At 35.3% G+C, this 20632-nt stretch carries 25 protein-coding genes; 23 read left to right on the top strand and 2 right to left on the bottom strand.

Annotation, left to right across the window (positions count from 1 at the left end; translation table 11 throughout):
• Nucleotides 1–239 precede the first annotated feature (239 nt).
• The 10 genes from AB4114_RS29805 to AB4114_RS29760 all read left to right on the top strand — a co-directional run bounded on the left by AB4114_RS29805 (nt 240) and on the right by AB4114_RS29760 (nt 6471).
• On the top strand, nt 240–845 hold the full coding sequence (locus AB4114_RS29805; protein WP_441991656.1) for a hypothetical protein: 606 nt from the start codon (nt 240–242) through the stop codon (nt 843–845).
• Between the two features lie 17 nt (nt 846–862).
• Nucleotides 863–1192, top strand: coding sequence for a DoxX-like family protein (locus AB4114_RS29800; protein WP_441991655.1), 330 nt, complete (start codon nt 863–865; stop codon nt 1190–1192).
• Nucleotides 1189–1869: a DUF4166 domain-containing protein gene (locus AB4114_RS29795; protein ID WP_441991654.1), complete on the top strand. Its 681-nt coding sequence runs from the start codon at nt 1189–1191 to the stop codon at nt 1867–1869. The genes AB4114_RS29800 and AB4114_RS29795 overlap by 4 nt, the downstream gene beginning before the upstream one ends.
• A gap of 44 nt (nt 1870–1913) precedes the next feature.
• A complete protein-coding gene (locus tag AB4114_RS29790) occupies nt 1914–2168 on the top strand; it encodes a hypothetical protein (protein WP_441991653.1) in 255 nt (84 codons plus the stop codon).
• Between the two features lie 123 nt (nt 2169–2291).
• Nucleotides 2292–2579 carry a hypothetical protein gene (locus AB4114_RS29785; protein WP_441991652.1) on the top strand — a complete coding sequence of 96 codons (288 nt, stop codon included), beginning with the start codon at nt 2292–2294 and terminating at the stop codon, nt 2577–2579.
• Nucleotides 2580–2958: 379 nt separating this feature from the next.
• Nucleotides 2959–3420, top strand: a complete 462-nt coding sequence (locus AB4114_RS29780; protein ID WP_441991651.1) for a hypothetical protein — start codon at nt 2959–2961, stop codon at nt 3418–3420.
• 136 nt (nt 3421–3556) lie between these two features.
• Entirely contained in the window at nt 3557–4123 is a 567-nt protein-coding gene (locus tag AB4114_RS29775) for a hypothetical protein (RefSeq protein WP_441991650.1), read from the top strand.
• Nucleotides 4124–4337: 214 nt separating this feature from the next.
• On the top strand, nt 4338–4706 hold the full coding sequence (locus AB4114_RS29770; RefSeq protein ID WP_441991649.1) for a hypothetical protein: 369 nt from the start codon (nt 4338–4340) through the stop codon (nt 4704–4706).
• Nucleotides 4707–4744: 38 nt separating this feature from the next.
• The gene (locus AB4114_RS29765; protein WP_441991675.1) at nt 4745–5971 is read left to right on the top strand and encodes a DNA polymerase IV; all 1227 of its coding nucleotides are present in this window, start codon (nt 4745–4747) and stop codon (nt 5969–5971) included.
• On the top strand, nt 5968–6471 hold the full coding sequence (locus tag AB4114_RS29760) for a hypothetical protein (RefSeq protein WP_441991648.1): 504 nt from the start codon (nt 5968–5970) through the stop codon (nt 6469–6471). The genes AB4114_RS29765 and AB4114_RS29760 overlap by 4 nt, the downstream gene beginning before the upstream one ends.
• A gap of 93 nt (nt 6472–6564) precedes the next feature.
• Here AB4114_RS29760 and AB4114_RS29755 read toward each other — a convergent pair whose 3' ends face one another.
• Together AB4114_RS29755 and AB4114_RS29750 are read right to left on the bottom strand one after the other, a co-directional pair.
• Nucleotides 6565–10380 (bottom strand): hypothetical protein, encoded by a 3816-nt coding sequence (locus AB4114_RS29755; RefSeq protein WP_441991647.1) that lies wholly within the window; start codon nt 10378–10380, stop codon nt 6565–6567.
• Complete coding sequence (locus tag AB4114_RS29750) at nt 10373–10612, bottom strand: hypothetical protein (RefSeq protein ID WP_441991646.1); 240 nt, start codon at nt 10610–10612, stop codon at nt 10373–10375. Before AB4114_RS29750 ends, AB4114_RS29755 begins: the two co-directional genes overlap by 8 nt.
• Nucleotides 10613–11034: 422 nt before the next feature.
• On the opposite strand from AB4114_RS29750, the gene AB4114_RS29745 reads away from it, so the two are divergent.
• The 13 genes from AB4114_RS29745 to AB4114_RS29685 all read left to right on the top strand — a co-directional run bounded on the left by AB4114_RS29745 (nt 11035) and on the right by AB4114_RS29685 (nt 20508).
• Nucleotides 11035–11307: a hypothetical protein gene (locus AB4114_RS29745; protein WP_441991645.1), complete on the top strand. Its 273-nt coding sequence runs from the start codon at nt 11035–11037 to the stop codon at nt 11305–11307.
• A 407-nt stretch (nt 11308–11714) separates the two neighbouring features.
• Complete coding sequence (locus tag AB4114_RS29740; RefSeq protein WP_441991644.1) at nt 11715–12422, top strand: hypothetical protein; 708 nt, start codon at nt 11715–11717, stop codon at nt 12420–12422.
• A gap of 36 nt (nt 12423–12458) precedes the next feature.
• Nucleotides 12459–13049, top strand: a complete 591-nt coding sequence (locus AB4114_RS29735; protein WP_441991643.1) for a DUF2441 domain-containing protein — start codon at nt 12459–12461, stop codon at nt 13047–13049.
• A gap of 45 nt (nt 13050–13094) precedes the next feature.
• Nucleotides 13095–13535, top strand: coding sequence for a hypothetical protein (locus AB4114_RS29730; RefSeq protein ID WP_441991642.1), 441 nt, complete (start codon nt 13095–13097; stop codon nt 13533–13535).
• Nucleotides 13536–13556: 21 nt separating this feature from the next.
• Nucleotides 13557–13688: a hypothetical protein gene (locus tag AB4114_RS29725; RefSeq protein WP_441991641.1), complete on the top strand. Its 132-nt coding sequence runs from the start codon at nt 13557–13559 to the stop codon at nt 13686–13688.
• A gap of 266 nt (nt 13689–13954) precedes the next feature.
• Nucleotides 13955–14344 carry a hypothetical protein gene (locus AB4114_RS29720; protein ID WP_441991640.1) on the top strand — a complete coding sequence of 130 codons (390 nt, stop codon included), beginning with the start codon at nt 13955–13957 and terminating at the stop codon, nt 14342–14344.
• A 66-nt stretch (nt 14345–14410) separates the two neighbouring features.
• On the top strand, nt 14411–14923 hold the full coding sequence (locus AB4114_RS29715; protein ID WP_441991639.1) for a hypothetical protein: 513 nt from the start codon (nt 14411–14413) through the stop codon (nt 14921–14923).
• A 22-nt stretch (nt 14924–14945) separates the two neighbouring features.
• Entirely contained in the window at nt 14946–15446 is a 501-nt protein-coding gene (locus tag AB4114_RS29710; protein ID WP_441991638.1) for a hypothetical protein, read from the top strand.
• Between the two features lie 27 nt (nt 15447–15473).
• Complete coding sequence (locus AB4114_RS29705; protein ID WP_441991637.1) at nt 15474–15875, top strand: hypothetical protein; 402 nt, start codon at nt 15474–15476, stop codon at nt 15873–15875.
• 82 nt (nt 15876–15957) lie between these two features.
• A complete protein-coding gene (locus AB4114_RS29700) occupies nt 15958–16476 on the top strand; it encodes a DUF3841 domain-containing protein (RefSeq protein ID WP_441991636.1) in 519 nt (172 codons plus the stop codon).
• 101 nt (nt 16477–16577) lie between these two features.
• Nucleotides 16578–17963, top strand: a complete 1386-nt coding sequence (locus tag AB4114_RS29695; RefSeq protein ID WP_441991635.1) for a DUF6602 domain-containing protein — start codon at nt 16578–16580, stop codon at nt 17961–17963.
• Nucleotides 17964–18166: 203 nt separating this feature from the next.
• Nucleotides 18167–19630: a hypothetical protein gene (locus tag AB4114_RS29690; protein WP_441991634.1), complete on the top strand. Its 1464-nt coding sequence runs from the start codon at nt 18167–18169 to the stop codon at nt 19628–19630.
• A gap of 53 nt (nt 19631–19683) precedes the next feature.
• Nucleotides 19684–20508 (top strand): hypothetical protein, encoded by an 825-nt coding sequence (locus AB4114_RS29685; protein ID WP_441991633.1) that lies wholly within the window; start codon nt 19684–19686, stop codon nt 20506–20508.
• Nucleotides 20509–20632: the final 124 nt, after the last annotated feature.

Genomic DNA, 20632 nt, shown 5'->3' with positions numbered 1-20632 from the left:
AACGGGAGAACGATTGTTCATTTGCTTTGACAGATTTTTTGAGGTCGACTTTTTTAAAGGCAGGATGACCATTTTACAGGATTAAAATCTAATTTAAATCTAGGGAGCAGATCACACGTCTGGCAGCTGTTCCCTTTTTCATTGACGAATAAGCAGAATAGCGTAGAGTTCCTTCTACTTTCAGATTAAGAAGGAATTAGTTGGAATTTATCGAAATAATGTGGAAACAGGAGGTAGCCATGATCAATAGAAAACCCATTTATGTAGAAATTCTTATGAAGGTACCAATGGAAACATTGTGGACATATACGCAAACACCTAATTTGCATCAACAATGGGACTTAAGGTTCTCAGAGATTACATATATTCCTAAATCCAATGAAGAACATCCCCAGCGCTTTTTATATAAAACCAAAATCGGTTTTGGGCTTTGTATTGCGGGAGAAGGCGAATCGGTAGGTAACAAAGAGAAAGACGGCATTATGACCTCTACCCTGAAGTTCAGTTCATCTAATCCCATCTCGTTAATATCTGATGGAGCCGGCTTTTGGCGTTATGTGCCTACAGTTGATGGAATCCGTTTCTTAACAAGATATGATTATAGAACTCGTTTTGGCGCATTTGGCACATGGATCGATGGATTCATATTCCGACCGATAATGGGGTGGGCGACAGCATGGAGTTTTGACTGTTTGCGTCTTTGGCTAGAGCAGGGGATTTCTCCATCTGTATTGATCAGGCGTTCAATTTCGGAGATTGTGATAACAATAAGCTTATTTAGCATTTGGGTGTACCAAGGACTTGTACCAAAGACTTGTACCAAAGACTTGTACCAAAGCTGTTAGTTCCAGATTCGGGGGAAATGGACATTTTAACGAGTATCCCAGGTATTGCTGACTACGGAAGGCTACTCCTGATTTTGATGGGATTAGGAGAAATCGTAATCGGATTCTTGTTTCTTATTTTGAGCGGCAAAAACCGAAGAAGACTGCATAAATTCAATATCATGGTTTTAATTCTTCTTGGATTAAGTGCGGCATCACATCCAGCGACCTACGTAGCGCCTTTCAACCCAATTACTCTGAATATGGCGATGATGGCCTTATCGATAACCAGTCTGCTAAACGTAACAGAGCTTTCAAGTGCTAAAAGATGTCTCCGAAATTCACCTGAAAGGGGTAACCAAACATGACCTCAATCTACGAAAAGGCCMTCGGTGAAGATTTTGCCAAGCTCCATCCTCAGATCCAAAAACGATTTAGCTTCGAAAGCGAAWATCAAATAGCGTCTATTGGAAAAGGAGTTATGGAACATGTTTGGTATGGTAAATGGTTTACACTTCCGTTCCTAGCACTAGGTACTTGGCGAAACATCCTTTTTCCGCAGGGTGGTAAGCATATTCCTTTCACGATCGAGAATTACGCATACAGGGATAGCTTTGGGCGAGAGACTGTTACTTGGATTCGGACATATCAATTTCCAAACCGAGTCAGACGTTTTGATGCTACGATGATTTACAGTGAAAAACGACGCAAAATTATCGATTATTTAGGTACTCACCAGCATTTGGCAGTGGAAATCGATATGTTTGTTGCGGAGAATGGCGGAATGGGGCTACTTTCTGGGAAACAATTTTTTTATGAGGGGATTCTGGGCTTTCGGTTTCCAATGATATTCTCCGGATATGCTGATGTCTGCGAGTGGTACGATGATGAAAAAGGAAAGTTCCAAATAAATGTGCAAGTGAAAAACAGATTTTTTGGACCGCTATTTGGCTATCGTGGATCCTTTGATGTTGAATATGTCACGACAAATAACCGCGACATTCCACAGCACGTGAAGCCAGTGCGGGAAGAGAGACGTGAGTAACCTGTTAGCAAAGTCATTTAATAAACTAGGTAAAGGAAATTATTATGAGAGCAGTAGTGAAGAAATCAGTGATTGTTTATGGGATTTTGGGATTAGTAATAGGATTATGTATGTTTATTTATTCAATAAGTTCTAATGATTTTGTTTTCAATGTAGGCGATAAAGAAGTTCACGGATATCAGGGAGGATTACTATCGATATTTTTTATGCCAATAATAATGGCTGTAGTCGGAGCTGGACACGGAGTAATGTTTTGGTTCCCGATCGTTTATATATCTCGAAAAATAACAAACAAATAAAGATTTCAAAGCACAGCGGCTGCTCTTTTTCTTTAAGTAACGGGCAAAATTCCAACAATATATACATGTTATGTGAAACAATACGGTTTCAATAAAACGAATTGAACATCTTTGGAGGGTGAAATGGGCTACATTTGTCCAGTTTGTGGTTATGATGAATTAGAAAAACAAACATATGATGAGAAGGGTAATGAATCTTTCGAAATATGTGTATGCTGCGCTTTTGAGTTTGGCGTGGATTGCATGCTTTATACCTTTGAAACATATCGTACGGAATGGTTATCAAATGGTGCGAAATGGTTGTTACATGCTACTAGACGTAGTGGTAACTGGAGCGCAGATGAACAATTAAAGAATATTGAAAAAATCAAAACAATGTACATCCCGTACAATCGGCCACCAAAGCCTTAAGCTAACGCTACCAGCTTATTTTATTGTAGATAAAGGACAATAAAGATGCAAAAAAGTATAAACTTACTGAAACTATTAGTCGCTCTTATACCAAGCTTAATCTTAATTTTCTTATTACTTAACTTTTTCCCAAACACAGGATTAGGTAGAATCATCGCGCTTCCGTTTATTTTAGTCATAAACACGGTCTTGATAACTATAGGAATAACTTTTATTCATCGATTGAATCAATCTCTAATAATTGCTACCTGGATTTTGATTTTACTATTTACTTTGGTGATTACCATTTTGATCTATCCTCAAGAATATGGTCCAAGTGTAATTCATCAATTGTGGAATAAGATGACCATCGGGCGATGATCCAATCAAAGGGGATACTATGGGAAAAACTTTGTTGTCCGAAGAAATGGCGGAGCAAATAGAAAGAAGAGTAAGAAATGTATGGGATATTAATAAAGCTTATTGGTATCCCTTATTTAATTGTAAGAGAAACGATGTAATAGCCTTTGATTCAGAATACATTCACATATCAGCGAGATTAAAGTTATTAAAGGAAATATTTAAAGAACATCGTATAGAGACAGCGTATGAATTAAAGGAAGATGGTTCATTCTTTTTGATTTCTGATTTTTTTGAGTACGAAATGTGGGATAAAGAACCGTATTTTGAGGTTAGTGAATGTTATTGGTTTGATAATAACATGGATTGGATTATTTACGTCTCCCATGAGGGTACAACTACTTTTGGTGGTGAGTGGCTTCGGTCAAAAATCAAGGAAAAGTGGAATGATTGGAGAAATCATATTTCATGGGATATAAAAAATCAAGATAGCTTACGCTAAGCGTAAAGATAGAAGGCTGCTGGTAGATCAGGTCAGTTCCTCGCCGCGTGAACTGTCAGTTATTTTCACTAAAAAAGGAAGTTGGATATAAACTTTGAATAACTTTAAAGTATGAACTTCAGGGATGGTGAGGGGTATGGACTTTGAAAAAATAGAGCAATCCTTATATAAAATTATTGATCAGAAGCCAGTGCTACACAGCGGAATTGAGTTAATATTGAGCGAGCTTACGAACTTTGAACTTGAGAAAGATGAGTTGAAACGGATAATTGCTGGATCATTCAGCGAATTTCAGAGTTTTCTTAGCTCTATCTTCAAGAAAGATCCTCTCCCAAGTACAATAATAGCTCTTAATCTGGGTATTTTTGAAAGTAATGAAGGAACAAGATATTACATATCCGGTTCATCTGAATGGAATAAGGAAGGTTCAGATTGGGCTTGTAACAACGACTATTTTCCAGAGCAAAGGTACATTGATTTGTTAATACACAATAAGATGGATGAGTTATCAGAGGAGAACTATGATGCTTATATTTTTCTTGCACTAAGTATTGCAGCATTGTACCTGATTGAATTTTTTAAGAATAATAAAGACCAATTCATTAATTTTTATAGACCCAAATTATTCATAGCGACGGGCTTTGACGATGGCGATATTTATAACATCGGTAAGGTTGCTTCCGAAGGAGTAATTGCTACATAATGCAAGGCAGACTAAGCTAACGCTGTATGATATTTCAATAAACTAGTTTGAATAACTTGAAGAGATTTGCTTTTACCCAGATAGTTCATCTGGGTTTTTGGTGTTTTTATCCATTGCTAAAAATATTTAAAAATTCCCTTGCATAACGAATACGTGTTCGGTATATAATATGTAATACGAATACATGTTCGTATTTTGGTGGTGTGATAAAAAAGTGATTAGTCAAAGAATTGAAACTGAAGAGGATATTCAAATCATTAAAGAGTGCACTTTGTTACCTATTTTGCTGGATATGTTAGTAAGAGATATGGATGAACTAAAGATTTACAGGGAAAAAATTGTATACAATCATGTTCTTTTTTATCTTAAAGAAGTGGAGCATTCGATTTATCCTGAATTACAAAGCATTAAAAGAAAGATGAGAACACAGGATATTATGGTTTTGAACACAGAAATGAATTCATTGGGCATTAATGTTGAATATAAAGTGCGCGGTTATATCCACCATTTCACAATGTTGAGGAGTTTGGTTAAAGCAGAGCTAATGACCATGCTAATGAATATGCGGAGGCGGTTAGGGTGAAGGAAGAACGTGAGAAAATTGTTCTATTAGCGGATTGCATGAGCTTCTACGCCAGCGTTGAAAAAGCGGATCACCCAGGATGTAAAAATAAACCTGTTGCTGTGGCTGGGTCTGTTGAACGCAGATCAGGAATAATTTTAGCCGCTTGCCCGATTGCAAAAAGTTATGGAGTAACTACGGCAGAGCGTCTCGGAGAAGCTTTAAATAAATGCCCAGATCTCGTTGTCATGCGTCCACGCATGCAGCATTACATTGATGTTTCGCTGATGATCACGAAGATTTATGAAGAGTTCACTGATCTCGTTGAAGTCTTCAGCATTGATGAGCAATTTTTAGATGTTACTGGAAGTGTACCTTTTTTTGGAGATCCTGTAACGATTGCCAAGTCGATTCAGCAAAAAGTTCTAAGTCAAACAGGGGTGTGGGTAAGAGTAGGTATAAGTTCTAATAAGATACTTGCTAAAATTGCAACTGATATATGGGCAAAGAAGAATGAAAGTGGCATTTTTACTTTGCCCAAAACAGAAGTTGAAGCCTTTTTGTGGCCGCAACCAGTAAATAAGATGTTCGGTGTCGGCTCGCGAATGACAGCACATTTTGCTCGCCTTGGAATGACTACGATTGGTGATATTGCCAGAACACCGCTACCGCGTCTTAAGGATAAATTTCGTGCTCGCTTTGGGAAGCAATCAGATATTCATGCTGAAGTCATGTGGAGAACCGCGAATGGCTTAGATGACTCTCCCGTCACACCTGGCACTTTTAATGCTGCTCCCAAATCAGTCGGCCACATGATGACTTTGCCGAGAGACTACACTGAAAGTATTGAAGTTGACACGATTCTTCTCGAACTCACAGAGGAGGTTTGCCGAGATTGCCGTCGTAAAGGGTATATGGGCAGGGTTGTCTCAGTTAGCTGCATGTGCAGTCCTTACGAAACACCTACTGGCTTCTCACGGCAAATGAAGATGCCTGATCCAACTAATAACACGAATGCAGTATACGAAGCCGTCAAGATACTATTCTATCGTTACTGGGACAAAATGCCGGTACGCCGCGTAGGAGTGACTCTTAGTAACCTTGTAGATGATGAGGGATATCAATTGACCCTCTTTGAAGATCAGGTGAAGTCAAGAGCTTTAGATAAGGTCACTGACAAAATAAAGGATCGTTACGGCAGTGCTGCTATTGTAAGGGCATCATCGCTTACTACTGCAGGGCAAGCAGCAGATAGGTCGATGAAAATCGGAGGGCATTACAGATGAGTAAAAAGCTGGAAAAGAACGGACTGTGGGAATCTAGCCGAATGATGCTTCCACAACATAAGGAGGCATTTCAGAACAGACTTAGCGATAAAGTAGTTCAACATGGCCGTCCAACAACGGAAGAAATCAATATGATGAGAGATTATGCTTTATTGCCCATCATACATTCGATTATTTTGAAAAAGGCCCGAGAGGTAGAGGGGTCTTCCGAAACGTTACGAGTGCTCTATTCTAAAGTTGCAAAGGTGCTTGCCAAAAACATTCATGCCGATTTATTAAAAGTAAAAAGAAGCTTAATGGAAAGAAATATCCGCATTTTTGAAGAGGAAAAAGATGATCGGATGATCCGCTATAGATATAACTACGGAGGGTATGAAGATAGTTTTACAATCACTAGAGATTATATGCGTGCAGAAATAGGTGTGAGGATCGGACGTTATGCCGATGGTCTTGTAACTAATATGTACGGCGCGGCAAGATTCAATGAGAAACAAATATAAGCCATGAAGAAGCCCGATGGAGAATGTCTTCATCGGGCTTGATTTATTAAAAGAAATAAGTAGGCTCTTAGTTAGTGCTATGTATACAACGACTTATTCAAATCTTTCGTTATACTGCCGCTCGTATTTCAACTCTGATTCACGTTCTAAACGGATTTCTTCAACAAATGCTCTTCCCTGATGTATAGCCCAATCCTGAATAATAGGATTTTCATGGTTTTGAAGTTCTAACAAAAGGGGTAATCGAGATTGAAGTATTGCTGCCCGTGATCCACTCCATGAAGTTGGCTTCAACCTTGATTTTAACTCGTTTAGAACGATGATCGGATCGGTAAATTTATTAATTAAAGTCATCGCAAGTGGAGTCCATTGCAGTCCGTTTTCAGTGTTTGTGTAGGGGATAACAACTGATGCTGCTACGGGACACCTTACAGTGGGATTGGCATTACACCATTTCAGTATCACATCATCATTGATAGCTAAAATAGGATTACGGTGTGTAGCAGTATCTTCGGAGAACAATCGGGCTAACCGGTAATTATGGTGATCGCTTTTTTCGAGAAAAACATTAATAAAGACTATTGGRTGTAAAGAGGCCAGTGAGAACAAACTTCGATCATAGTCTCCGGCGGAAATATCATAATTTTCCATGGCTTTAGAAATCTTTGTGAGAACTAATAGAGTACTTTCGGTCGCGGCTTCGTTAGCAAAACAATATTCCACAATGTTTGCTAATGCATAGTCCATATGAGAAGAGTTCTTGCGGGAAAAAGTATATTGAACGAGTAATTCTTGTCCTAATTTAGAGATTAATTCGCTAACATCATTTTTTGTCGTTCCGTGAATTCTCATATGAAGAATATCAATAGCAACATCTATACCATCGTTTTTGGAAGATACTTTTCTCAACAACTCACAGATATCAGAATCATTGATTGTTTCATGAGTTTTCCCATAGGCCAAATTACCATATTGCCATATTGGTGCATTCCCAAGTTCAAGCGATTTCATAAGTCTCGACACACCTTTTTGAGTAATGTCCACACTGGTTTGAATAAATGGAAACGCCATCGATAGAATCCTACAAGTAACCGCCTCGTATAACAAGTCTTCAGATAGATTATTATTTGATTTAGAAAGGGCGTTTAAAAAACCTCTAAGTAACTGATAATTACGTTTCGGCTCATCTATCAAGAATAATTGTTCCAAAATAGTATTCCAGATAGTTCGTGGATCACCATGCCCTTTTGCTAATCCTTGTCCAAAATGAAAAATCCTCATACCCTCATTCCCTAAAAGCACGGGTAAAAGCTCGTGTAAAACATCCATTTGTGATCCAACTTCACGACCAAATGTACGAGTTTTTTCTTCTATCCTTGCAAAACCATCGCTTGCACTGCCTCTTTCATCTTCATCTTCAACTGCATCGATCAAATTAATAGTAGTTCCAAACCCGGACAGTGTATATAACTTAATTTGATCTATCAAATCAGTTGGCTCCAAAAGTTTGACTAAGGCATCCAATCTAGAAAGTACATCCGGTAACATATCTTTTTCATCAAATCTTTTTGTGCTCTTAACGGCTACCCAACCTTCATTCCAACTAGCTTTTTCTGAAATAGCTTTTACAGCAGTCTCTAATTCATCATACATTGCAGCTGTTGTCCATAGACCACGGAACTTCTCAGCCAAAAGAGCTTTAAGCTTAAGTGATACCGGATTTTCAGAAACGGTAACTGCCACTGTATAATCAAGAAATAATTTATACCATTGTTTTACATCCTCTTTATTTTCTGGTGAATAGCCAAAATCTCTAGCACGAGCACCAAATTCAAAATCGTAAGAAGAACTAAAGTGCCAAGACTCCAACGACGCACTTAATAAAGAAACGGCCAAGGTTACTCGATCTTCGGATTCGGATTCTAACAACTTGGTAATAACATTTAATCTTTGTAAAGGAGAGGCATGGGTACCAGATAGATAGATTTGAAACATTGATGTTAATAAACTTCTTATTGAATCGCTGTTTTCATTTGAGTTTTCCGACAATGCAAATTGGCACAGAAGATGCGTAGATCTTTCGAATAATTCCTGTTCATATGCTATTGATCTAAGAAGTCGTGTGAAATACCTAAAATGGTTATTTTTTCGAGTGAAAAATTCTCCAGCGTCTTTTTGATTAGCAACATTCTCAATCGTTGAGAGGATTAACGCAGGATCCACCGGAGCGATATTTCTATACAGAGTAATACCAAGTTCATTTAAATCTCTAATATCTCCTAAAATGCCTGTATCAGATAACCATTCACGTACAATCTCTTTTGCAGCAGTAGAATTATGAAGATAACCTAGTCGTCTTGAGAAGGAGGTTAATAACCTCACAGAACCACCACTTAGAAAAATTTTAGTGATGTCGTTATTCGGGATATTTTCCAATGCTCTGGTGGCCAGACGGTTTGCAACTGCGTGAGGTAAAACAGCTCTCCAATTACTTCTTTGTTGTACAAGATCACGACGTTTTAATTCACTAATATTTTCGTAAAGTTCTCGAACGCTCATTTCTAATAAAGAACCTAAAAGAGTAAGTTCAGTATTTTCGTCTTCTCCGGTTTTGCAATTGAATGAATACACAAGGGAACACACTTCTGCTACTTTTTGTAATTTACTGTCTGGTATATTTCGTTGAAAAAATAACCTTTCAAATAATTCTTGGTCTCTTAGTCTGGAAATATCCTCTCCTCTTTCAATTGTTCTTGCTAGGGCGATAGCAATACGTGCGTTTCCACCGGAGAATTGAGCTATTGTTCGTGCGCTTACTTGGCTAATTTGACTAAATCGTGCAAGCATAACCTTTTCAATTAATTMAACTGAAGCTGGTTCCAAGCGATATACGTCCGTCTCTTCAGGTTGATCTTCTCTGACATCATACTCTATTGTGATTAAACTAATAAGACTTCCGGCTGCCGAACATATCGAAGTCAATCGTCTATGTAAATCCGGTGGGCAATTATCAATAACAAGCACAATTGGCTTCTGGAGTGCGATCAACCTTTCTGTGAAATTTCTTGGATCTGGGAAAGGACTATCACTAACATCAGAGTAAATTACTTGAGATCGATTTAATGGCATAACACCGATTCGTTCATCAAATAAAGCCTGTATTAATCGAGTCTTACCCACTCCAGACAATCCCACTAAACGAACCGAGGACCTTGGATGACTAAGTGTATTCCTAAGTTCATTTATACCATCTACTATAGAAATACCTTCTGGACTTGTATTGTTAGCATTATATAATCGAACATGAGCATCAGTAATATATTCTTCTTTAATACCTTCGGGACAGTTAGCCCAATTATCGTATGCTTTCCATCCATGAATTGGCCTTCCGATTTTTTCTCGTACCCATAGAACAAGTGCAGGATGTGTACGAACCCATCCAGCTAGTCGTTCACGATCATAGAAGTCAATCTTGATCTTTGAAGAGTTTGCGTAATCAGATACTGCATGCTGCATCGCTGCTTTTCTGTTTCTTAATGATGAGTCTGATGTGGATCCTTGACTACTAACAATAATATAGGCACCATCGATATCCGCTAAATCTTTAATTACTTGTCTAAGTTCTCCGTCTGGACGCATTTCTGAGATAATTTCAGAACGAGGCATGTCAGGTTTTTTCACTTGAAATCCTGTGCCTGATCTTGGTATAAAGCTGTCACTATGTAAAGTAGCGGTTATCTCAACACGAACATCAAGCCCACCATCACTTGCGTTTTGGTGCCCGCCCCATGTAACCCCTGCGATAGGTAAACCAGCAGAACGTAACTCTGCTTCACAAAGAAGGCCAACAAGTGATCTGAGATCTGAATCGTTCAATTCTTTTATATCATTACCTGTAATTTCAAGCATAAAAATCCTCCTGTGAAGCTAAGTAATTTGGTATATCGTGCTGATTTGTTCTCAACGAATATCTAAAAATAAAAGCATTTGCAATCGCGTTTGAGTTTCTTGCATGTTGGACGATAAACGGAAACTGAGGGTTGCGTGTCCTTGGTTTATTGATCATGTACAAATGGGCACTTCTATTTGTAGCATTTTCAATTCTAGCTTTCAATTGGACAAGTTCCGCCATTGTAGTCATTATCGGTTCACTCCTCAAGAATGACAAAAAGGGGGAGAGAGTGAAAAAAAGCGTTGCTTTAACCCAAGCTTCCATAATTCGCTGCTTTCCGCGATTAAATGCCAATTTTATTATAAAGCATCTACCAATACCTGGAAACATGTATGTCTTTAGCACTACTTAAGTTCATTTTTTAGCGAAGTATATTTTATACTAAGTACAACAAACGAATTCCAAAATTCATGAGTCAATTAGAACGGGACAGATTCTATGTTTTTACAGAAGATGGTTACATGTCTGGTAAGTCTGGTCGTGCTGATGATTACATAATCACCATAGTTAATGATGAAATCTTAGTTGAAATAAACGCTGATAAGATATTATAAAAATAAATACTTGGCGATTACAGGAGTTGCATAGAACCCCAAAAGTATTTAGTTTCCATGAGTCTTGACCTTGAAAGATTGAAAAATTATTCACAGGAACAAATCTGGAGAGAAGAAATTGAACGCAGATATGAATTTTGGAGAGAAGTTAATTTAAATACACCTGTTGATATTAAGGATTTGGCAAAGAGTGCAGCAAGTAACTTTATTTACTTAGTTGGCGGCATATTGGTTCTCGTAGTATTAATATATTTGCTAACGCTCTTGCCTTCAAGTGACTGCGTTGAAGCGGATAGATTTGGTGTACACCAAGTTTGTGGAGATGATTGAATACTTTAAAAGGATTTGTTCAGAATGTTAGGTTACATATGCATGATTAAATAGTCGTATACACAATACACTACAACGACAAATGGTGGAAGCTGAGGTAGAGGTTTCAATGGGGCTTAGTATTGATGACGCAGAGGTTTTACATGCAGCTCTAGGTAGAATTTTGAGAAGATTTAAAAATGAAGAAGTAATAGACTAAAGATTAATTTAAGTCAGCCAAGAGCTGGCTTTTTTGTTGTATAATTACTAGAATGCAATGGGAAATTCAGGGTTTTTAATCTAATGATAGAATGGTTTTATCTTCATTGACATTGACAAAAATATATTGCCGAAATGGAGAGTCATGTCATAAGTTTAAATAAATTAGTGATTTCATTTATTCAAAATATTTTATTGGAGGACTCAAAATGTCAATTCAAGATGAGTTGAAAAATACCAAAGGCGATTACGTTCATGCGACTGTCAAGGCCGCCGCGAGCAGTGTTCCTGTTGTTGGAGGGTTACTGTCTGAAGTTTTTGGGCTTGTTGTTGCTGCTCCTGCAGATAAGAGAAAAGAAAATATTATTATATTACTTGATGAACGCTTAAGAGAGATTGAAGCTAAGGTGGATAGTATTAATTTAGATGATCTAGCAACCAATGATCGGTTTCTAAGTACTGTTCTTCAGGTGATTCAAATTTCGATGAGGACACATCAAACTGTAAAGCGTGTTGCGCTAATTAACGCAGCAACAAATGCTGCTGTTTCGATTAGCATTGAAGAGAATCTGCAGCAAATGTTTCTGAATTTTATTGATTCTTTTAATGAATGGCATCTCAAGTTGTTACACTTTTTGAATGATCCTTTTCAGCAACTTAAAGAGGGTGGTCAATTTGTTGAGTTGGGCACGGGGGGAGTCAGACATATTATCAACATGCGATTTCCAGAATTAGTCGGCCAGAAAGAATTTACAAATCAGATTGTGAATGATTTATACAGCAGAGGTCTAATAAGCTCAAATTCAGATATTCTTAATGCAACTATGTCATGGACGGGAATGGTAGCTCCACGTACATCAGATATGGGGAGACAGTTTTTATTGTATATAACTACCCCTTCATTTCTAGAGGAGTAGTATTAATAAAAGGATAGGTTCATCGGGGGTTATAACTTGGAAATAGTAAAAAATGCGGAATTTTTTCACATACAACGAAATAAGCGTTGGGCGGAGAAGGATAACTGGGAAATTGGTAATAAAATTGAAATTGGAACTATTCAAAATAAGTTAATGGAAAGTCGATTTAGCATTAACTATAATATGAATCCAGAACTAGATTTTAAAGCGGAATTCATGAGGTTGAGAAGTAAACAGTTAGATCAACATGATTTAGACTATCTTGACGATATGAGTTTGGTTTGGAAAGAATATATTTTAAAAACAAGAGAGTATCTATTTGAAATTGAGCGAATGCAAATTGACCCGGAGTTACCCTCAAGATTCAATTGCTTATTTGTTACAGACTGGGACGGATTAACTTATTGGAAACCAATATTAGAAAACAATGAGAGTCCAACAATTTATAAGCTGTCGCTAACAGGCCGCATCCATAAGGCACATGACAAATATGTTAGGCTTAACACCCTTAGCCAAGCATACAATCACTTGCAAGCATGGAAGTATTGGACTGGAGTAGATGTAGATCAGCAAGGATATGAGTATTTATTTGAGGGAAAGGCAGAGGTATTGGAGATTATCAAGTAACTTAAAAGGTTGATTTCATAAGTGTTTTCAGGAGGGAAAGTTCCAATGAATGAATTAATCATTAAAGAGAAGTTAAATAAAGCAGGAATGAAAATTCAAGCAATATTCAACCTTACTAAACTAAAGAAAAACGCAAATGGATTACAGCAAATATTTGTCGTCGATTCTTCTAATGACGAAAAGCTTGGATATCTTGACTTTGAATATTGTGGAGATGGTACTCTACTCATTATAGGCTTCCATTCTGATGAAATTTATAGGGGGAATGGTCACGGTCGTATGATGCATGAGTTACTATTAGAGATAGCACCCACTGTTGAAAATGAAGCTTTAAAACAGGGCTTTAAGAGAAAATTAACCTATATTGATGGAAAGATAAGAGAACATGGGATTAGCAAAAGCGAATTGATAGAAATTTATAAAAAACTTGGATATGAAATTATTGATAACGAACGTATTAAATATGATATTCAAATAAATAAATAATTTCATAAGGTGGAAAATACATTGGAAGACCGTGAAATAGAGCTTGAGTCTCAAATAGCAGAATTATTAAAAGCACTAAATAAAGTGCGTGAGTACGAAGACATTTATGGCAACAAGGAAAGTCTTAAAGTTAAAAAACAACGATTTGATTAGAAAAGAGTGTGATACTCCAATGTTGAAAGTGTTATTTATGAATCCCAATGGAGACAACTTAGACAGCCGCGACATGTCATTGGAGCAATTACAGGCACTCAAATTCGCAGATAAGGTTGATTTATGAGCTGTTTCATTTGCCATTGCCGATACAGCATACAACGTGAATATAGAAGGAGTTATATGTGTGGTTGAAGTGACAAAAAAGCAATATTAAGTTGAAATTGGGAATAGGATATTAAAAAAGAGAATAGGAAGTGAATCTCTTGGAAATTAATGAAGAACTCCCATTGATTAAAGTCACGAGCCACATGTTAAAACAATCATATGATTCACGTTGGTACTCTTATATTACCTATTTTCCAATTGCTTATATAATTTATGTATTTTCAGGATTTTTGTGGGCTGTATTGCTAGGGGCGATAATTACTGCAATTTTTAACCTGATATTGTTTAAGATATTATTCGGTAAGGCAGCCTTTAACTCTCACTATTTTTATAATTGTCCGAATTGTAATTATGAGATGATCTTTTGGATATTTGGCAAAGAAACGAAGTTAGCAGATTCTAAAACTCAAATAAGATGTCCTAAATGTGCAGGATATCATATTGTTGATTATCGATACGATGGAAATATGAAAATATTGAAAGATTAGGTTACTATCTTTAAAACAAATATTTAATAGGGGGTGAATTTTATTAAACCTATTTATGACTCTATTATGGAGATTATTAAATCAATTGAACTGATTCTTGAGAATAAATTAATTCAACCAACATTAATTTTGATATATAGCGGAATTGATATCGTTGCATCGTTAACAGTTCCAATTAAAAGAGATGTACAGAGAAAAGATTTTGAGGAATGGGTCAATAAATACATGGTACCTCATTTTGATAAACCTTTAACCGCAAAAGACATATATGCTGCTAGATGTGCAGTACTTCATACAATGAAAGCTGAATCTAAGTTGTCTAAAGAAGGTCAAGCTTCACAGATATATTATGTTCATGGCGATAAAAAAGAAGAAGAACTTCAATTTTACGTTGATTTACTAGGAGATTCTCATAAGGTTATTCATATTGAGAAGCTTTTGAAGTATTTTAGAATGGGGATTGCTGATATGTTTGAAAATCTAGATAAGGATGAAAATTTATTAATTAATATGAAAAATAGATCTAGAGTAATTCTATCAAATACCAGCCTTACAGAATTTGAAAAGTACTTAAAATAATACTTTTTATGGGGGCTAGATTGTGAGAGAAAACAAAAGTGGAATTCCAATTCACAAGTGTCCAGATCCTTTTATGATGAATGAAAACGATGTTAACAATGCAGTTGCAATTTTCTTTAAACAGAGTGGCGTAAAAGTTCAAAAGCTTGCAATTAATACACAGACAGGCATAGATGTGTTAGGTACAAAAGATGGTTATACATTAATTGTTGAATCTAAAGGCTMAATGGCTAACAAGCAGAATGAATATGTGTTTGGCAACGGTCAGATTAAGAAACATGTTGGTGTTCAATTGTATTATTTAATTAAGCAATTTCAATCTTCAACAAATAAAACTTTATTAATTTTAGCAAACCCTGACATTCCAAGAATTAGAAATTGTATAGATGATATTTCACGTACCATAGAAATTTTAGGTTTCATTAAGATGTGGGTCAAAGAGGACAAATCTGCATATATTGAATCTCCTGAAATTCACATGGCTACAATTGAAAAATTAGGATTATTACCTAATTTACACTAAAACATTTCTTTTAACGGAGGGATATGGATGGATGATATTAAAACTATTGAAGTAAGGTACATTTCATTCCCCGATATTGAAGATGGAATTCTTGGTTTTTACAGAGATGTAGTGGATCATGAGTGCATGTCACCTAGATACTTTTATAAACAAAGCGAGAAGTCCAGCGGTTTCTGTCATATACGTACACCAGATGAAATGGATAATTTGGCGAAGCAAATCAACGCGATGTCAAGGCTGGAATTCCAAGAAGATAAGAGACAGAAAGGCTTTAAGACTTGGTTAAATGCATATGCTTTGTATTTATCAGAAGAATTAGGTAAAGCTCTCCAGAACGGTGGGGTTCGTATTGTGATTGGAGATGTTGAATTGCTATTTAAATGTCCTAATGGAAAGTTCGTGCCATGGAAGGGGCATTCAGGRGTGTAATATAAAACACTTTTTTACCTATAACCCTTCTAGGGTTCTGTTCATATGATCAATAAAGAATGTATTGAAGGTGTGATTGGGAATGACACTCTATTGGAGTCTTATTGATGAAGATCGTTGGAATTACATGCAAAATCTAGGCTACCTTATAGGAGAAGAGCAAAATGCAATGTATCCCAAAGAGTATCTTTGGATGATGGAGCAAATGAAGCAGCGACTACCTAATTACACTGGGGAATATCCAGTGTGGCTGTGGATCAAGAAACCAGATCTGCGTTCCCTTTATACTTATTATTTTGAAAGTAAGATGCGCTATGTTAGGCTTACAATCGAATTACACGAGGAAGATGTATTAGTATCTTGTTTTGATAACTGGCATTCGGTTCTTAATGATTCATTCTGTGCAGATGATCAAAAAGAATCTAATGATTTTAAGGAAGGAAAGTTAAGTATTACAAAGGAAGAAAGTTGGCTAAGAATTTTTGATTTTACACGTGATAGAGACCCGAGGTGGTTAGGGGCAGGAGACTATAGGCAAGGAGTAACAGGTAAGATTACCATAAATAAAGTGAAAAAAGTTGAACATTTTGTAAGAAGATAACAACTTAATGATAATACCGCGGTATTGCAATGAAAGAATGATTTTATGGTAAGAAGTGGAGTAACGCTCAGACTTATTTATAACGGGAAGGAACTATTATTATGTCAAATTATTACTTGAACGAAATTATTAATCAACAGATTTATAAGTTTTCCTTGGATTTTTGTCACTGGGCCCCCAAATTATTCGCTCATGAAAAAAAACCTTTAATTCATACTGGCGAATTTGGCATGTACAGGGAAGAGGTAGCAAGAACTTTTCTGAGAAATGTTGTATCTAAAAAATTTGAAGTTAATCATGGTTTTATTTTAAATCCTCATGAAGGTAACGAAGGGATAAGCACACAATGTGATATTGTCATTTATGATAAAATTTCAACACCATTTTTTGAGGATGGATCAGCAAAATTTTTCCCAATGGAAACAGTTGTAGCTATAGGTGAGGTCAAGTCAGATCTTAATAAAACTGAATTAGCAACTGCCCTGAACAAATTAGCTGCAGTAAAGAAAAAAAAAGAAACTTTAACTGATGTAACAACACTATCAAGATTTCAGCTAGATGCACATTTTGAAGATGAAATAAAAAAGTATGAAAKGGTTTTTTTTGATAAAGTCCCATGTCAATTTTGGAACCAGGCTACGCCTACTTTCAAGGATCGTATTGAGCGAATAAATCAATTGACTATTAATAATGAAGAAAAAAAACAATTAAAGTACTATTCGTTAGAAATAGAAAGGCTAAAGAAACTTAGAGATAGATTGGATTTTAATATTAGATATTTTCATACAGATCATGTTTTTACATTTCTAATTTGTAACAAAATTACAGACGTTCCGTTAAATGAACTTCCAAATGTGATTGCAGATATATATAAATCTTCAAAGGTAAAAAGAATACATAGACACAATATGATTCTTAGTTTACAAGACGGTCTTTTAATATATATTGATCCCTTTAACCCTAAAGATGGAAATCATAAGTATTTTCCATTTCCTAATAAATGGAACAGGAAATTAAAAAATATTTTTGTGCCTGTAGTTAATGGGAGTACAAAGTTTGAATTAACTAATTTTATCGTTAAAGAACTAGAAGAAATGAAAATTAAAAGCTCAAAAACAAAATTCGATCTAAAAAAGGCTGATTTTTTAGAGAAAGTCAGTAAATATATCGTAAAAGAATTTAGAGATATTGAAGGGAAACCTCTAACTGAAACCGATGTAAAAGAGATTTTTGATGATTTATTCAATATGAGGAAAAATAAGATTACTACTGGTAGACATAATAATGTTAAAGAAATTTCGAAATCATTAGCAAATCAATTAATGTATTATTTAAACCTCTCACAATCTGAAATTGACGAATTCGAACACATAAAGATTTTTTCTCACTATCTCTTTTTGTCTACTACCGATGCTACTATAATTTATCCTGAATTAGCTAAATATTTAAATCCAATACTACATAATAGATATACAATTACTGAATAAAGACCGAAACTGCACATCAGACAAAAGAATTACCTCTAACCAACTTAATTATTTAAAACTAAATTTGAAAGAGTTCCTTGGAAATGAAAGCACGATTTTATATCAAGAAAAAAGGTAGCATATAAAAAAGGAAAAATGGAACGCGATATATTTACTTCAGGATTGGGATTTATAAAACACTATGTTAATTGGAGTAGGTAGTCATGGACGAAAAAGTAACGGTATTTGGATTAGATTTTGGAGGGCTAACTACAAATAAATGTGCATTAGTCCGAGCAGATCGACCTGATCCCAAACTGAAAAAGATTTATATTACTATTATTAATAAACATCCGCTATCAAAAGAGAGTGAAGAGAGAAATCTTATAAAAAGATTAGACAAAGCTAGATATTCTTTTTTAAAAGGAAATGAAAAAACACCTATTTACGTGGATGTACCTATCGATCTTCAAATGTTAAATCAAATGTATAGTTATAGGCATTACTGGCAATTGACTCACAGACCAGTTGATTATGTTTTCAGAGCCCTTGCTCCATTAGGAAACCTTATTGGGGTGATGGTTAGTGCATTTCGATACTTATTAACAAATCAATCTGAAAAGTTAGAAGAAAAAATGAAAATTATAGATAAAGAGATGTTAATAAATAAAGGGCTTGATAAACTTTTCTATGAAACTTATCCTTCCATTTCCTGCTACAATTTAAAGCTTTACCATAAAAAATACAAAGACACAGTCGCAATATATACCAACAATACTTGGAGACCTGCAAAGAAAGAAAATGATAAGTTTATTGAAGATACGACTTTTGTTTCAACTGAAAAATTACAAGATTTAAAACGAATGAGTTCGGGACAAATTACAAGTCATATAGGTGAAATTATTGATTCATTAGATGATTCGTTTCAATTATTAAAAAACATGTTTAGGCTAGAAGAAACTAGAGACATCTTAATAGATGATAATTTAGAAGGCAATGCGCTATTTGGGGGAATTCGTGACGAGTATACTGAATTTATAAAAAATATTGGGAAATCATCGACAAGGCAAGGGAGTTTACAGACTATTTCGAATAAACTAAAAAAAGATTCGAACAGTCATAATAAATTGTTGAAAATTATTTTTGTGAAAGAAACAAGAGAGAAGTTTCAAGAAGCTTTATTAAAATTTTTGCTAAGCGAAGGTCAAGAAATAGATCAGCAATTGGAAAATAATGTTATCGACTACTTCCCTCAAAAAATCACTAATCAATACGATTTTATTAATAATCTTAATACTTGCCGGAAAGAAATTCAAAAATCCGATAGAATGCGTTTCATTAATAATCTAAATAAATTAAATATTAAAACCCATGAACAAGCGTTTTCAATAACTGATGACGAATTTGACGCTATTATATGTTCATTGACAGAATGGTTTAAAGCCACAAATTTAAATGATGTCATTAGAGATTCGCTTAATATTCGATATGATGATCTTGAAATCGAGAACGATGATTTAGTTCCCCATGGCTATCGAATAATCGGTAATTACTTTAATCCAACAAACCTATTGGAAGACTATGTAATTATTTTGCAGAAATTAGATTGGCATGAAGGGATTATGGAGGCTAAATTTATATTAAATGAACCAAAATGGGGATTAGGATTTCAACACATTATTCAATAAAACATGGATTTCATTGAATTAGTATATTGTAAAATATTAAGAAGGTGATATTTTTGACCGCAGGAATGGATTTACCATCGAACGATATTATTAACGAAATTGAATTTATATTTAAAGTATTAAAACAGTATAATGTTTCATTTCATGAAACAAATAGATTCAGTCAATTCTATAAAAGTTACAAAAAATTAATTGAATCAAATAATATCTCTAATAATTTCTCAGAGCTGCTCGAAGGGATGAGAGATTTTTTTGAATTAAAATCAATTGTGTCTTCTCCAGAAATCTTGGGAACCTCGGTTGAGGAATTAAAACTAATGTTAAGCGGATGTAGATTACCCTCAGAAGACTCTAATTCAACTGCAAGGGACAATCAATATCAACTTTTTCTAGCATCTAGATTTAGTGATTCAGGAATGAATGTTAATTGTGTTGAACCAGATTTTTCATTTGAGTTTGAAGGCGTAACATATTCGGTTGCTGCTAAAAGAATTAAGAGTAGAAAAAAGATTTATGAACGAATTAAAGAAGCTGAGAAGCAAATTATGCAATTCGAGCACGATGGTTTTATTGCCTTATCATTAGACAGATTGTTAGAAAGCGATAATCCGTATGTTTTAACTAACAATCCTGATGATTTAGTAAATATAACAAATGAGTTGCTTTTAGGATTAGTCAAGGAGCTATTCCCTGCTAAATACTTTGAAGAAAGAAGCAAAAGAATTAAAGGAATAATAGTCACTTTAGGGATACCTAGTTTTACACCGTTCGATTCATCACTAGGGTATGGATTTTCTCTTCAACTCTTCCCACTAACTGAGTTAGGGGATGAAATGGAATACTTAAAAATAGGGAGAATTTGCGAACAATTAGCTTAACCTAACTTTCTAACTGATCCAAATAGAGTCAATAAAAGTACAGTTTTATTGGAGCAGCCTCTTCTAAAGAAAGGGGCTGTTTTTCATTTTTTATTTGGGTTTTTAAGTTATGTATTCCTAAATA

This window comes from Paenibacillus sp. 2RAB27 (assembly GCF_052115445.1).
Lineage (GTDB): Bacteria > Bacillota > Bacilli > Paenibacillales > NBRC-103111 > Paenibacillus_E.
The sequence above is the reverse complement of the archived record's forward strand: the minus strand, read 5'-3'. Positions and strand labels throughout refer to the sequence as shown.